The sequence below is a fragment of the Elioraea tepidiphila DSM 17972 genome (assembly GCF_000378465.1).
Taxonomy (GTDB): Bacteria; Pseudomonadota; Alphaproteobacteria; order Acetobacterales; family Acetobacteraceae; genus Elioraea; species Elioraea tepidiphila.
This window is the reverse complement of the sequence record NZ_KB899922.1, coordinates 1-13,481: the sequence shown is the minus strand read 5'-3', so window position 1 is coordinate 13,481 and position 13,481 is coordinate 1. Positions and strand designations below refer to the sequence as shown.

14 protein-coding genes and 1 pseudogene are annotated in these 13,481 nt (G+C 71.6%); 6 read left to right on the top strand and 9 right to left on the bottom strand.

All coding sequences use genetic code 11. The features are described 5' to 3' along the window. Positions 1 to 6 precede the first annotated feature (6 nt). Entirely contained in the window at positions 7 to 795 is a 789-nt protein-coding gene (locus F563_RS0111290; RefSeq protein WP_019014786.1) for an SDR family NAD(P)-dependent oxidoreductase, read from the bottom strand. A 48-nt stretch (positions 796 to 843) separates the two neighbouring features. Beyond that, the gene (locus F563_RS0111285; RefSeq protein ID WP_019014785.1) at positions 844 to 1,599 is read right to left on the bottom strand and encodes an SDR family NAD(P)-dependent oxidoreductase; all 756 of its coding nucleotides are present in this window, start codon (positions 1,597 to 1,599) and stop codon (positions 844 to 846) included. A gap of 108 nt (positions 1,600 to 1,707) precedes the next feature. Here F563_RS0111285 and F563_RS0111280 point away from each other — a divergent pair, with 108 nt between their 5' ends. Further along, positions 1,708 to 2,049 carry a tRNA-binding protein gene (locus F563_RS0111280; RefSeq protein ID WP_019014784.1) on the top strand — a complete coding sequence of 114 codons (342 nt, stop codon included), beginning with the start codon at positions 1,708 to 1,710 and terminating at the stop codon, positions 2,047 to 2,049. Positions 2,050 to 2,053: 4 nt separating this feature from the next. Here the strand turns inward: F563_RS0111280 and F563_RS0111275 are convergent, their stop codons facing one another. The 4 genes from F563_RS0111275 to F563_RS0111255 form a co-directional block, all read right to left on the bottom strand. Beyond that, positions 2,054 to 3,172: an enolase C-terminal domain-like protein gene (locus F563_RS0111275; protein WP_019014783.1), complete on the bottom strand. Its 1,119-nt coding sequence runs from the start codon at positions 3,170 to 3,172 to the stop codon at positions 2,054 to 2,056. Beyond that, the gene (locus tag F563_RS22335; RefSeq protein ID WP_019014782.1) at positions 3,165 to 5,117 is read right to left on the bottom strand and encodes a TRAP transporter permease; all 1,953 of its coding nucleotides are present in this window, start codon (positions 5,115 to 5,117) and stop codon (positions 3,165 to 3,167) included. The genes F563_RS0111275 and F563_RS22335 overlap by 8 nt, the downstream gene beginning before the upstream one ends. A gap of 66 nt (positions 5,118 to 5,183) precedes the next feature. Beyond that, complete coding sequence (locus F563_RS0111260) at positions 5,184 to 6,158, bottom strand: TAXI family TRAP transporter solute-binding subunit (protein ID WP_084596539.1); 975 nt, start codon at positions 6,156 to 6,158, stop codon at positions 5,184 to 5,186. Between the two features lie 100 nt (positions 6,159 to 6,258). Then, positions 6,259 to 7,566, bottom strand: coding sequence for an MFS transporter (locus F563_RS0111255; protein WP_019014780.1), 1,308 nt, complete (start codon positions 7,564 to 7,566; stop codon positions 6,259 to 6,261). Positions 7,567 to 7,569: 3 nt separating this feature from the next. On the opposite strand from F563_RS0111255, the gene F563_RS25140 reads away from it, so the two are divergent. Further along, entirely contained in the window at positions 7,570 to 8,025 is a 456-nt protein-coding gene (locus F563_RS25140) for a DUF3293 domain-containing protein (RefSeq protein WP_019014779.1), read from the top strand. On the opposite strand, the gene F563_RS0111245 is transcribed toward F563_RS25140, so the two are convergent. Continuing rightward, positions 8,018 to 8,581 carry a hypothetical protein gene (locus F563_RS0111245; protein WP_019014778.1) on the bottom strand — a complete coding sequence of 188 codons (564 nt, stop codon included), beginning with the start codon at positions 8,579 to 8,581 and terminating at the stop codon, positions 8,018 to 8,020. The two genes, F563_RS25140 and F563_RS0111245, sit on opposite strands and share 8 nt — an antisense overlap. 120 nt (positions 8,582 to 8,701) lie before the next feature. Beyond that, on the bottom strand, positions 8,702 to 8,905 hold the full coding sequence (gene rpsU, locus F563_RS0111240; RefSeq protein WP_019014777.1) for a 30S ribosomal protein S21: 204 nt from the start codon (positions 8,903 to 8,905) through the stop codon (positions 8,702 to 8,704). A 197-nt stretch (positions 8,906 to 9,102) separates the two neighbouring features. Between rpsU and def the strand changes: the two genes are divergently transcribed. From def to F563_RS0111225, 3 genes are all read left to right on the top strand, one after another. Next, complete coding sequence (gene def / locus F563_RS0111235) at positions 9,103 to 9,675, top strand: peptide deformylase (RefSeq protein ID WP_019014776.1); 573 nt, start codon at positions 9,103 to 9,105, stop codon at positions 9,673 to 9,675. 17 nt (positions 9,676 to 9,692) lie between these two features. Beyond that, a complete protein-coding gene (locus tag F563_RS0111230) occupies positions 9,693 to 10,337 on the top strand; it encodes a COQ9 family protein (protein ID WP_019014775.1) in 645 nt (214 codons plus the stop codon). 218 nt (positions 10,338 to 10,555) lie between these two features. Then, positions 10,556 to 10,792 (top strand): hypothetical protein, encoded by a 237-nt coding sequence (locus tag F563_RS0111225; RefSeq protein ID WP_026299513.1) that lies wholly within the window; start codon positions 10,556 to 10,558, stop codon positions 10,790 to 10,792. A gap of 18 nt (positions 10,793 to 10,810) precedes the next feature. Here the strand turns inward: F563_RS0111225 and F563_RS25970 are convergent. Then, a pseudogene (locus F563_RS25970) lies at positions 10,811 to 11,860 on the bottom strand (methyl-accepting chemotaxis protein); the annotation flags it as partial. A gap of 762 nt (positions 11,861 to 12,622) precedes the next feature. Between F563_RS25970 and F563_RS0111215 the strand changes: the two are divergent. Continuing rightward, a complete protein-coding gene (locus F563_RS0111215; protein ID WP_026299512.1) occupies positions 12,623 to 13,294 on the top strand; it encodes a DsbA family oxidoreductase in 672 nt (223 codons plus the stop codon). Positions 13,295 to 13,481 lie beyond the last annotated feature (187 nt).

Genomic DNA, 13,481 nt, shown 5'->3' with positions numbered 1-13,481 from the left:
CCGCGCTTACAGGCAGGTCATGCCGCCATCGATCAGCAGGCTGGCGCCGTTGATCAGCGCCGCCGCCGGCGAGGCGAGGAACACGGCCGCTCCCATCACGTCCTCCACCTGGCCGATCCGGCCGAGCGGGATCGCGCGGATGCTGCGCGCCATCACCGTCTCGTCGCTCAGCAGCCCGACGGTCAGCGGCGTCTCGATGAAGGTCGGACAGATCGCGTTCACGCGGATGCCGTGCGGGCCGAGCTCCACCGCCATTGCCTTGGTCAACCCTTCGAGCGCGTGCTTGGTCGCGGTGTAGATCGAGCGGTTCACGCCGGCGACATGGCCGTTCACCGAGGAGAGGTTGATGATCGCGCCGCCTTTGCCGGCCGCGACCATGCCCTGCGCCACCGCGTGCGCGACCGTCACCGCGGCGCGGATGTTCAGATCGAGCAGCGCATCGACGGAGGCGTCGTTCAGCTCCAGGAACGGCTCGCGGATGTTGGTGCCGGCGTTGTTCAGCAGCACGTCGAACGGGCCGTGTTCGGCCACCACGCGCCGGACGGCGGCACGGTCGGTCACGTCGAGCGCCACCGCGACCGCCTTGGGCAGGCTGCGCCCGGCGATCGCGGCGACCGTCGCATCCATCTCGTCCTTGGCGCGCGCGGCCAGCACCACCTCGGCGCCCGCTTCGGCGAAGGCGATCGCGATCGCCCGGCCGAGGCCGCGCGAGGCGCCGGTCACCAGCGCGCGCTTGCCGTCCAGCCGGAAGCTGGGCGTGGTCGGAATCCTGGTCTCGGAGGACGAAACGGCCATTGCCCGATGATCTCTCCCCTGACGGCGTTGCGCCGTGATGCCACGGGGCTACTGGGCGGTCCAGCCGCCGTCCACCAGCAGGTGCGTCCCGGTGACCATGCCGGCGGCCGGGGAACAGAGATAGACCACGGAGGCCGCGACCTCCTCGACCGTCGCCGGCCGGCCCATCGGGATGCGGGCTAGGATGTCGGCGCGTGTCGCCGGATCGGCGAAGGCCCTGGCCGCGAGCGCGGTCTCGACGAAGGTCGGGGCGATCGTCACCACGCGGATGCCGCGCGGCGCGAGTTCCAGCGCCATCGCCTTGGTCATGCCCTCGACCGCGTGCTTGGTACCGCAATAGACGGTGCGGTTCGGGCCGCCGACCACGCCCATCTGCGACGACACGTTGACGATCACCCCGGCCTTGCCACCGGCGACCATGCCGCGCGCCACCGCCTGGGCGACGAAGTAGGCCGCGCGCACATTGACGTCGTAGAGCGCGTCGAAGGTGGCCTCGTCCATCTCCAGGAACGGCTTCGGGCGGTTGATGCCGGCGTTGTTGACCAGGATGTCGTAGGGGCCCGTCTCGGCGATGCGCGCCTTCGCGGTCGCCGTATCGGTGACGTCGAGCACCAGCATCTCCGCCTGCCCGCCGGCCGCGCGGATCGCCGCCACGCCCTCCGCGAGCTCGGCCGCGGCGCGGGCCGCGAGCGTCACCGCCGCGCCGGCCGCGGCCAGCGCCTCGGCCGTCGCGCGGCCGATGCCCCGGCTCGCCCCAGTGACCAGCGCGCGCCTGCCGTGGAGGCGGAACCCGATCGCCGTCATGCGTCTCTCCTTCGTCGCTGCGGACACGGCACGCGCGAATGCCCGGGCCGTCAAGACAGCACGCGATGCGCGCGCTATGGATAGCGGCGCCGAGTCGGGGAGGAGCGCATGGCCGAGACGATCGCCTGGGAGGATTTCGCGCGGGTGGAGATCCGCGTCGGCACGGTCGTGGACGCGCAGCCCTTCCCGGAGGCGCGCAAGCCGTCGCTCAAGCTCTGGGTCGATTTCGGCGCGCCGATCGGCACGCGTCAGACCTCGGCGCAGCTGACGGTGCACTACAAGCCCGATGCGCTGATCGGCCGGCAGGTCGCGGGCGTGGTGAACTTCCCGCCCAAGCGCATCGCCGAGTTCGAGAGCCAGTTCCTGGTCCTCGGCTTCCCGGACGAGAACGGCGGCGTGGTGCTGATCCGCCCCGACTTCCCGGTGCCGAACGGCGGACGGCTGTTCTGAGCGGTCAGCCGCGCGAGGCGACCAGGTCCGCCTCCAGCGCATCCTCGTCCAGGGCCACGCCAAGCCCGGGTTCGTTCGGCACGCGCACGGCACCGGCCTCATAGGGGAAGGGTTCGGCGGTGACGTCGCGCGCGAACACGTAGCGCGGCATGTAGAACTCGCAGCCGAGCCGGATGTTGGGCGCGGCGGCGATCAGATGGGCGGCGGCGGCGAGCGCGATCCCGCCCTCCCACAGCGTGCCGCCATAGGTCGGCATCCCGGCAGCGGCGGCGACCGCATCGGCCTCGCGCGCACGCAGGATGCCACCCGTCTTCATCAGCTTGATCGAGACGCAGTCGGCCCAGCCGGCCTGCGCGCAGTCGAGCATCTCGCGCGCGGAATAGACGCTCTCGTCGGCCATCACCGGCGTGTCGAGCGCGGCCGCGATCATCGCCAGCACGCGCTCCTGGCCGCGGCGCACGGGCTGTTCGATGAAGCCGAGCTCGAGCGCGTCAAGGTCCCGGCAGAAGCGCAGCGCCTCCTCGGGCGCGAGCCCCTGGTTGTAGTCGGCGCGGATATCGGCGGCGGGGCAGGTCTCGCGCAGGGCCGCGAGACGGTCGAGATCATCGGCGTGGGTGAGGAAGCCGGTCTTGACCTTGAAGATTCCGATCCCCTCCGCGACCATTGCGCGGGCGCGGTCGAGATCGGCGGCGAAGTCGGGGTCGGCGATCGAGAACGACAGCGGGATGGTCTCGCGCACCGCTCCGCCCAGCAGCGCGTGCACGGGCAGGCCGGCGCGCCGTCCGGCGATGTCCCAGAGCGCCATCTCGACGGCGGCCTTCGCCTCCGGGTGCCCCATCAGCGCGTAGTCCATGGCGTCGGCGAGCGCGGCGATGCGCGTGACGTCCGCGCCCTCCAGCACCGCGCGCAGGGCGCCGTCGATCGCCGCTGCCGTGGTGTCGGCGGTGTTGCCGAACGGCGCCCAGGGGGCTGCCTCGCCGAGCCCCTCGATGCCGTCCGCCGTCAGGATGCGCACGATCACCCGGCCGACGCGCCGCGCGATCTCGCCGGAGCCGTGCGCGCGCCGCATCGCGATCCCGCTGTCGATGCGGACGACCTGGAGCCGTTCGATCCGATCAGGCATGGCGCTCCTCGCGCGCGGCAAAAAGGCGTGGGACGAACCAGAACAGGGCCAACACGGCGAGCACGAAGCCGAGCCGAACGTGGTCGGAGACCATGTGGCCGAACGCCGCGAACAGGCCGGACGCAAGCGCAATGACGCGCGCGGGGCCGGAGAGCCGCGTGCGCAGGAATCCGCCGAACGCCGCGCCGACCAGGGTGAGCGCCGCGATCAGCGTCACCGTGTCCTCGATCACGGTGACCATGCCGCCGCGCCAGATGATGCCCTGGTCGTAGATGAAGGCGTAACCGACCACGAAACCCGCCAGCGCGAAGCGCAGCGCCTGCACCGCCGTCGCCATCGGGTTCGCGCCCGCGATCGCCGCCGCGGCATAGGACGCGACCGCAACCGGCGGTGTCGCGTCCGCAAGCACCGCGAAGTAGAACATGAACAGGTGCGCGGGCAGCAGATCGACGCCGTATTCCTGCAGCACCGGACTGCCGAGCGCGGCCGTGATGATGTAGGCCGGCGTGGTCGGCACGCCCATGCCGAGGATCAGCGCGGTCAGCATGAGCAGCAGGCAAAGCAGGGCCAGGCTGCCGCCGGCGAGCCCCTTCACGATGCCGCCGAACGCCACCACCAGCCCGGTGACCGTCAGCGCCGAGGTGATGATCCCGGCACCGGCGACCGCGGCCGCCAGCACTGCCATGGTGCGCGCGCCGTTGCCGAACGCGTCGATGATCGCGCGCGGCCCCATGCGCGTGTGCGAGCGCAGGCTCGCGCAGACCATCATCAGCGTGGTCGCGGCGAAGGCGGCGAAGTTGCCCGACCAGCGCTCGACCAGGAGCCACACCAGCACCGCGATCGGCAGGATCAGATGGGAATCGCGCGCCACCTCGCGCCAGGGCGGGATGGTGTCCGACTCCATCGCGGCAAGCTCGAGCCGTTTCGCCTCGAAATGGACCGAGACGAAGATCGCGAAGAAGTAGAGCACCGCGCCGATCGCCGCCGTGACGATGATGTCTCCATAGGGGATGTTCGTGATCTCGCTCATCACGAAGGCGGCCGCGCCCATCACCGGCGGCATGATCGCGCCCCCGGTGCTCGCCGCAGCCTCGATACCGCCGGCGACGGCCGGCGCGTAGCCAAGCCGTTTCATCATCGGGATGGTGATCGAGCCGGTGGTGGCAACGTTCGAGACGGTCGAGCCGCTCATCGTGCCGAACAGGCCCGAGGTGATCACCGACACCTTGGCCGGTCCGCCCGCGAAGCGCCCCGCGACGGCGGCGCCGAAGTTGGAGAACAGCCGCCCCGTGCCCGAGCCCTGCACGAAGGCACCGAACAGGATGAACATCGCGATCGTGCCGGCGACGATGCCCGTGAGCGGCCCGAAGATGCCGCCGACGATCGGCACGATGTAGACCGTCTCGATGATCATCGCGACGCTGAACGGGCGCGTATTGAACACGCCCGGCATCCACTGCCCGACATACATGTAGAGCAGCGAGACGATGACGATGCCGGCGAGGATCGGTGCCACCGCGCGCCGGATCGCCTCCAGCAGCGTCACCACGGCGATCACGCCGAGCCACCATTCGAGCCCGGTCAGCGGATCGATGAACTCCATGCGCGCGTTGATCTGCTGCGCGTGGGCGAGGAAGTAGAGGCTCGCCGCGGCGGAGAGGGAAGCGAGCACGAGATCCGGCAGGCTCGGCCGGCGGGCGGGACTCGCGCCCGGCCGCGCGGGGTGGATGACGAAGATGAGCGGCAGCAGGGTGAGCAGATGGAAGCCGCGCATCTGCAGCGGCTCCAGCACCAGGAACACGTCCTGCGTCCAGCGCCCGGCGCCGAACGCCTCGCGCGCGACCAGCTCCATCAGCCCGGCGCCGCCGAGCCAGAAATGCGCGAAGCCGACCAGCGCCGCGTAGAGCGCGATCAGCGGCTGCCAGGGACCCGCGAGCTCGCGCATGCCCGAGCCGTCACGAACAGGGACGGGCCGGGATCGCTCCCGGCCCGCCGATCGAACCCGCCGCCGTCAGAGCGTGCAGCCGGCTTCGGCGAAGGCGCGGCGCGCCCCCGGATGGATCGGCGCGCCGGGATACTTGCACGCCACCGCCGGGTTGAACGCGGCCATCGAGGGATGGATGCCGCCGAGACGCTCGCGATTCGCGATCACCGCCTTGATCATGTTGTACACGACCTGCTCCGGCATGGCGGTCGGCACCACCAGCACCGTGTCCATGGTCGTGACCGGCACCTCGGCGGTCTGCATCGGTGCGGGATAGGTCCCGGCCGGGATCACGCCCTGGCTGAAGCCGTAGGTCTGCGAGAGATGGTCGCGGATGTCCTGCGGGAAGGCGACCAGCGTGGCCGGGCGCCGGCCGCGCACGATCTCGTTCACCATCGCCGCCGGCCTGGCGAGCGCGACGTAGAGATAGTCCACCTGCCCGTCCATGAAGGCGTTGGCGATGTCGGTGTAGCTGCCCTGCACCACGCGGCCGCCATCGGCACGGATCTTGTCGAAGCTCGTACCGAGATGGCGGAGGATGTGGATCAGCGTCAGCGTGTCGGACGAGGTGCCCTGCGGCGCGCCGATGCGCAAGCCGCGCATGGTCAGGATCGCCTTCATGTCCGACGGACCCTCGTCGGTCCGCCGCAGCATGTGATGCTCGGTCGGGCTCCAGCCGACGCCGATATGGGAGATCTTGTCGTGCGGCGCGCGGTACGGCTCCTCGCCCTTGATCGCCGAGGAGACCAGGAAGTCGAGCCCGAAGCCGATCTGGCTGATGCCGTTCTGCACCCGGGTCGGGTTGCCGAGCCCGCCGCCCGGCACCACGCGGATGGTCAGGCCGGGCACGTTCTCCTGCAGGATCTGCGAGAGCCCGGTCGCCATCGTGTACCAGCCGCCGCCGAGCGCGCCGGCCACCATCTCGTAGGTCTGCGCCTTCGCCGGCCCGCCGAGCGCGATCGCCGCCGCGGCCGCCAGCACCACTGCACGTCGTGTCGTCACGGTTCATCCCCCGTTGGATTGCCTCACCTCGGTGTGATCATGCTGCGGCGCGACGCGAGGGGCAACCCGGGCCGTCCCGGAAGTGGGACGCGGCCTTGGGTCACCGTGGGCGTGGCCAGCGCGGATGCAGGGCATCGATCACGTAGGCATGGCTGTGCCGCACGGCTCCGCCGGCCAGATGCGGATGATCGGGCGGCAGATCGTGTTCGTGCTCGACGGCGACCGGATCACGCGCGGGCCACAGCACCGCCGCGGCCAGGGCGGCGGCAAGACCGATCGCGCCATGCACCACGAACGCCACCGGCAATCCGCCCTGCGTCGCGGTCCAGCCCGCCAGCGGGTAGGTGACCAGCCAGGCGGCATGGCTGAGCGCGAACTGCGCGGCAAACAGCGCGGGACGGTCGCGCGGCGCGGCGGAGCGTCGCAGCAACCGCCCGGTGGGCGTCAACAGCGCGCCGTAGCAGAGGCCGATCAGGGTCCAGGCGATCAGCAGCGTCGACCAGCGCGGCGGCAGGACGGCCAGTGCCGCGAGCACCAGCGGCGCGGCGACGCCGCCGCCGATCATCACGATGCGGTCGGAGACGCGATCGAGCAGGCGCGGCAGCACGAGCGCGGCCGCCATGGAGCCCGCGCCGAAACAGGCCAGGGCCACGGCCACCTCCTGCTCGGGCCGGGCGAGCACCTCGCGCACGGCCAGCACCGTATCGACCAGCACGATCGCGCCGGGCGCGGCGACGGCGAGGTTCAGCGCCATCAATCCCCTGAGCCGCGGCGTGCGCGCGAAGACGACGAAGCCGACCTTCGCCCGGGCGAGCCATCCCCGGTCGGTCAACGGCTGCGGCGAGGGCAGTCGCACCGACAGCACCAGCAGCGCCGAGGCGATGAAGCCAACGGCCGTGCCCGCGAACAGCGCATGAAACGTCACGACCGTGAGCAACGCCGCCGCGATGGCGGGGCTGGCGAGCGCCTCCAGATCATAGGCCAGCCGCGACAGCGACAGCGCCCGGGTGTAGTCGCGCTCGTCGGTCAGGATGTCGGGGATGGTCGCCTGGAAGGTGGGCGAGAACAGCGCCGAGGCCGATTGGAGCAGCCCGATCAGGAGGTAGACATGCCACTCGGCGGACACGAACGGCAGGGCCAGGGCGAGCGGGACGCGCACGAGATCGAGCGCCACCAGCAGCCGGCGGCGATCGGCGATGCCGGCGAGCGAGGCGGCCCAGGGACCGATCGCGATATAGGCGAGCATCTTGATCGCGAGCGCGGTGCCGAGCACGGAGGCCGCACGGGGTCCGGCGAGATCGTGCGCGACGAGCGCGAGCGCCACGGTCGCGAGCCCGGTGCCGAGCAGCGACGCGATCTGGGCGAGCAGGAGGCGGCGATAGACCCGGTTGGCGAGGATCGACAGCACGATGTGGATGCTAGCGCGGGCGGCGTTCCGGCGCACCGCTCCACCCTGCCCGCGGCGCTGATCGCCGCCTATCGCGCGGCGTGGTACCGCATCGCGCATCCGGACGGGCCGGAAACGATCCGGATCGGCGCGCCCGCACCGCGCACCCAGGCATGGCTTCGCGGCATCGGATGCGCGGGGGCTGCGTTCGTCACGGCCTGCAACCCGCGCGGGCAGCGTCAGGACGAAGCTGCGAACAGCGCCGCGATGGCGCGGCTGCGCGCGCATGTTGCGGCGCGAGGCTGGCCCTGTCGCGAGGGCGCGGGCGGTGACGATGCCGGCGCGTGGACGCCCGAGCCGTCGCTGCTGGTGGCGCTCGACGCGCCGGTGCAGGCGGCGGCACTCGGCCGTGCCTTCGCCCAGAACGCCGTGGTCTGGATTCCGGCCGAGGGCCCGGCGCGGCTCGTGCTGCTCAGCTAGCCGTCTCGTGCGGCTGCCAGTAGCGCAGCACCACCGCGCGCGCCTTGTCGAAGGTGGTGTTCTCGCGGATCGGCGTCGGCTTGCCGCTCTTCGCCCAGCGCAGCGCGAAACTGCGCAGCTCGTCGTCCGACAGCGTCTCGGCGACGAGGTCATTCAGGAGCGCGGTGAACGCCTCCGGCGGCGCCTCCTCGTCCTCGCCGCCGGTCACCTGGGAGGCGACCTCGCGCGCGAAGGCGATCGCGTCGAGGATCGCGGCCGCCTCCTCGCGCGAGTAGTCGTGCAGGTCGCGGCAGGGCGGGGCGGGTACGACCCGCAGCGCCATCAGCGCCTCGACCTGTTCGTCGGTGGCGGTGCCCGGGCGGCCGGTGCGCGGCATCTCGGGCCAGGTGTCCTCGACCTCCGGCCCGGCCTGCACCTCCGGCGCGGCAGCCAAGGCCGGCGCGGCCGCGGGGCGGCGGCGGAACCAGCGCCACGGCATGAGCAGCAGCAGCGTCACTGGGCCGAGCCAGCGGATCAGACCCCAGATCGCTGCAACAATCGCGCGGATCACACCCATCGATGCCGCATCACTGCCCAGGAACCGCCAGGCCCGGAAAACCGAACCGCGGTCCCGGGCCAGCCCGAACCGCGGTTGTCCTCAACGCTTGGGGGTGGCGTGCCACCCCGGCTAGTGGGTTCAGAACCCCTCACGCTCCAGCCGCTTGCGCTCCAGCTTGCGGGCGCGGCGCACGGCCTCGGCCTCCTCGCGCGCGCGGCGCTCGGACGGCTTCTCGTAGTGGCGGCGGAGCTTCATCTCGCGGAAGATGCCCTCGCGCTGCATCTTCTTCTTCAGCGCCTTCAGCGCCTGATCGACGTTGTTGTCACGAACCAGAACCTGCACGTGCAGACACCCTCCATTCGCTCTCATGCCCTTCCCGGGAGTGGGATCACCTGCGGGCACAAAAACAGGCCCGAGCCGGAGGCCGGCTCGGGGGTGATCTGGATAGCACAGGCGCAAGCGGCGCGAAAGGCCGAACGCGGCGCTTTGCCGGCCGCGGGATCGGCCCTATCTGTGGGGAAACCGCGTCGGACCTCCGCATGGCCATCCTGAAGATCGCCCGCATGGGGCATCCCGTCCTGCTGACCCGGGCCGCGCCGGTCGATGACCCCGCCGCGCCCGAGCTTCGTCGTCTGGTCGCGGACATGGTGGACACGCTGCTGGACGCCGACGGGGCCGGGCTGGCCGCGCCCCAGGTGCACGTGCCGCTCCGGCTGTTCATCTTCCGCTGCCGGCCCGAGCGCCTGACCGACTCGCCCGAGGACCTGCCCACCGGCCTCGGCGTGCAGGTGCTGATCAACCCCGAGGTCGAGCCCGCCGGCGAGGAGGTGGACGTCGCCTGGGAAGGCTGCCTGTCGATCCCCGGGCTGCGCGGGGCGGTGCCGCGGCCGGCGCGCATCCGCTACCGCGGCCTCGATCTCGAGGGCAATCGCATCGACCGCACGGTGACGGGCTTCCATGCCCGCGTGGTGCAGCACGAGTTCGACCACCTGGACGGCATTCTCTATCCGATGCGGATGGACGATTTCGCGCTGTTCGGCTTCACCGACGAGATCGCGCGCGCGGCTCACGCGGCCGCACAGGCGCCGAAGGCCGGCGGGCGCGACGGCTGACACGAGGGGAACGGGCGATGGGAGCGATCGAGCGCAGCGAGGAACGCGACCGGACGGTCGAGGCGGCGCTGCCGCACGTGCCGCTGGATGGGTGGACCAGCAAGGCACTGCGGGCGGGGCTCGCCGATGCCGGGTTCGATCCGGCCGATCTCGGCCTGCTGTTCCCCGGCGGCCCGGTCGAGGCGATCGAGGTCTGGTGCGATCTCGCCGACCGGCGGATGGCGGAGGAGGTGAGCCGGCTCGATCTCGCGTCCATGCGCATCCGTGACCGCGTGACCGCGGCGATCCGCATCCGGCTGGACCAGAATGCCGGGCGGAAGGAAGCGGTGGCGCGCGCGACCGCCCTGCTCGCCCTGCCGCAGAATGCGCCCGCCGCCGCGCGCATCACCGCGCGCACGGTCGATGCGATCTGGGTCGCGATCGGCGACCGCTCGACCGACTTCTCCTGGTACACCAAGCGCGCCAGCCTGGCCGCGATCTACAGCGCGACCATTCTGTATTGGCTGCGTGACGACAGTCTCGAGGCGGAGGCAACGCTCCGCTTCCTCGATCGCCGCATCGAGGCGCTGATGCTGATCCCGAAGGTGCAACGGCGGTTCGCCGATCTTGCCGCGCGCCTGCCGGATCCGTTCGGCCTGCTCGGCCGGCTGCGCCGCGCCTGAGGAACCGGCCCCGCCCCGTCACGTTCTGCACCCAGCGGAACGGCGTCGGAGGTGCGAGATGCGCGGCGTAGTGCTTTGGCTCGTGGGGGTGCCCCTGCCCGTGATCATCCTGCTCTATCTGATCGGGGTCCTGTAGACGAGGGCCGTGGCGGCTTGCCTTTGTCCCGCCACACCTCCAGTTAGTCTTGCAGACCGTCGATTCGAATCGGAGACCACGAATGCCCCGGATGGCCATCCTGGCGATCGCCGCACTGACCCTCGCCGCCTGCGGCAACACGACCGGCGACCGCGCGCTGTCGGGCGCGGCGATCGGCGCCGGCGCCGGGCTCGCTGTCGGCGCCGTGACCGGTGCGACCCTGCTGCAAGGGGCCGTTGTCGGTGGCGCGCTCGGCGCTGCGGCCGGCGCACTCACCGACAACCGTCAGATCAATCTCGGCCGACCGGTCTGGCGCTGATGCTGGCCGGCGCGTCGCTCAGGCGGCCTTGATCCGCCCGAGGAAGGCGTCGATCTCCGAGCGCAGGCCGTCGGCGGAGGTCGCGACGGCGCGCGCCGCCTGATCGACCCCGGCCGCCTGGGTCTCGGCCTCCTGGCCGGCGCGGCCGACATCGGCGACGCGGGCCGACACCTCGCTGGTGCCCTGGGCCGCCTGCTGGACATTGCGCGCGATCTCCCGCGTCGCGGCCCCCTGCTCCTCGACCGCGGCCGCGATCGCGGCGGCGATCCGGTCGATTTCCTCGATCACCGTGCCGATGCCCTTGATCGCGACCACGGCCTGATCCGTCGCGCCCTGGATTCCCTCGATCTGCGCGGAGATCTCCTCGGTCGCCTTGGCGGTCTGCGAGGCGAGGTTCTTCACCTCGGAGGCCACCACGGCGAAGCCCTTGCCCGCCTCGCCGGCGCGCGCAGCCTCGATCGTGGCGTTCAGCGCGAGCAGGTTGGTCTGGCCGGCGATGTCGTTAATCAGCCGCACCACGTCGCCGATCCGGCGCGCCCCTTCGGCCAGGCTCTGCACCGTGCCGTCGGTGCGCCGTGCCTCCTCGACCGCCCGTCCGGCGATGCGCGCGGCCTCGCTGACCTGGCGCGTGATCTCGGCGATCGAGGCGGAGAGTTCCTCGGCCGCCGAGGCGACCGTCTGCACATTGGCCGACGCCTCCTCGGCCGCGCCGGCCGCGGCCGTCGAGCCCTGGGCCGAGACCTCGGCCACGTGGCGCATCGCCGTCACCGCCGCATCGAGCCGCGCCGCAGCCTCCGAGAGCCCGCGCAGCAGGCCCGACGCCGTGCCGTCGAAGGCGCTGACCTGCGCGGCCATCGCCGCGGCCCGGGCCTCCTTGGCCTTCGCCTCATCGAGCCGCGCCTGCTCCATCGCCGCACGCTCGACCAGCGCCGCGCGGAACCGCTCGGCCGTCTGGGCAAGCCGTCCGAGCTCGTCGCGCCGCTCGGCGCCGGGGACCACCACGTCGGTCCGCCCCTCGGACAGCGTGCCGAGCGCCGCCGTCACGGCGTCGAGCGGGCGCACCACGGTGCGGCTCACCAGCAGCCAGGCGAGCAGGGCGGCGAACGCAAGCCCCGCGCCGGTGCCGACCGCGAGCCACAGCGCGAGCCGGTCGAACAGGCCATCGACCTCGGCCGTCAGGGCCTCGACCTCGGCCGCGGTCGTCTGCGCCACCCGGTCGAGGGCCGCGTTGAAGCCCTGGCGGTTGCGCCGGTTCTCGTCGTTGTTGCCGATCCGGTTGGCGGCCTCGATGCTCTCCTCGGTGCCGAGCCGGGCAAGCTCGGTGCGCAGGCGGATGAAGTCCGCCGCGCCGGACTTCACGCCGGCGAAGGCGTCGCGCTGGCTGGCGGGCAGCAGCGTCTCCCAGCGCGCGACATCCTTCTCGATCGCGGCGACGAAGCGCCGGATCCCGTCGGCGAAGGGCTTCGCGCGGGTGGTGTCGGCCGACATGTAGACGCCGCGGCTGTCCATCACTACGGCGTAGACGAGGCCGTTCACCCGCTCGGCCAGCTGCGTCCGTTCGGCCGCGTTCTGCACCGCGACCACGGTCCGGTCATAGGCGCGGAGCGCGCTCAGGCTGGCGACGACGCTGCCGACGGCCACCAGGCCGAGCAGCACGAGGGAGAGATAGAGGCGAGGCCCAATCCGGAAACCGGCGAGAAAGCCCATTGGTTTGCTCCAAGAAATTAGGTCGTTCGTCGGGCACCATCGCCGCATTGGCTTAACGGACCGTTGCATGCAGGGCCTCGCCGACATGGTGCCCCCTGCCCCCTTTCGGCTATCGTCGCCGCCATGAACATGCTTGCCCGGCCGCCGGTGCGCCTCGCCGTCGAGGTGGTGTTCGACCTGGTCTGCCCGTGGTGCTGGATCGGGCTGCGCCGCCTCACCCGCACGCTGGCGCTCCGGCCCGACCTCGCGGCCGACCTGACGTTCCAGCCCTTCCTGCTGAACCCCGACATGCCCGCGCGCGGCATGGCGCATGCCGACTACATCCAGCGCAAGTTCGGCGGCGAGGACCGGGCCCGCCGGCTGCACGCCGCGATCGCCGATGTCGGCCGGGCCGAGGGCATCGCCTTCCGGTTCGAGCGCATCCTGCGCACCCCCGCCACCGTGGACGCGCATCGCTTGGTGCGCTTCGCCGCGCGCGAGGGCCGGGCGGCGGAGGTGGTGGAGGCGCTGTTCACCGCCCATTTCGCCGAGGCGCGCGACATCGGCGACCGCATCACGCTGGTGCAGGTGGCGATCGAGACGGGGCTCGATGCGCACGGCGCGGCCGCGTTCCTCGCGTCGGGCGAGGACACCGAGGCGGTGCTGGTGGAGAACCTGCGCTCGCACCGTCTGGGCATCAACGGCGTGCCCTGTTTCGTGGTCGCCGGTCGGCACGCGATCGCTGGGGCGCAGGAGCCGGAGGTGCTGGAGCGTCTGCTGGACGTCGCGATGATGGAGCAGGCCGGGGCGGTGTGAAAGTCTATTTTGACTCTCATGCGGAACGTGTGATGCGGCGTAGCAGGAGCATGACCTCGCCGCGTGGGTTCATCGCTAGCACGACTTTGGCAGAAACATGCGGGGGGGCTGCCGATTTCGGATTCCCCTGTCGGCTTTTGCGTGATTCATGAGGGATCGGCTTTGGGGAGCCGATCATGGCTGGAGT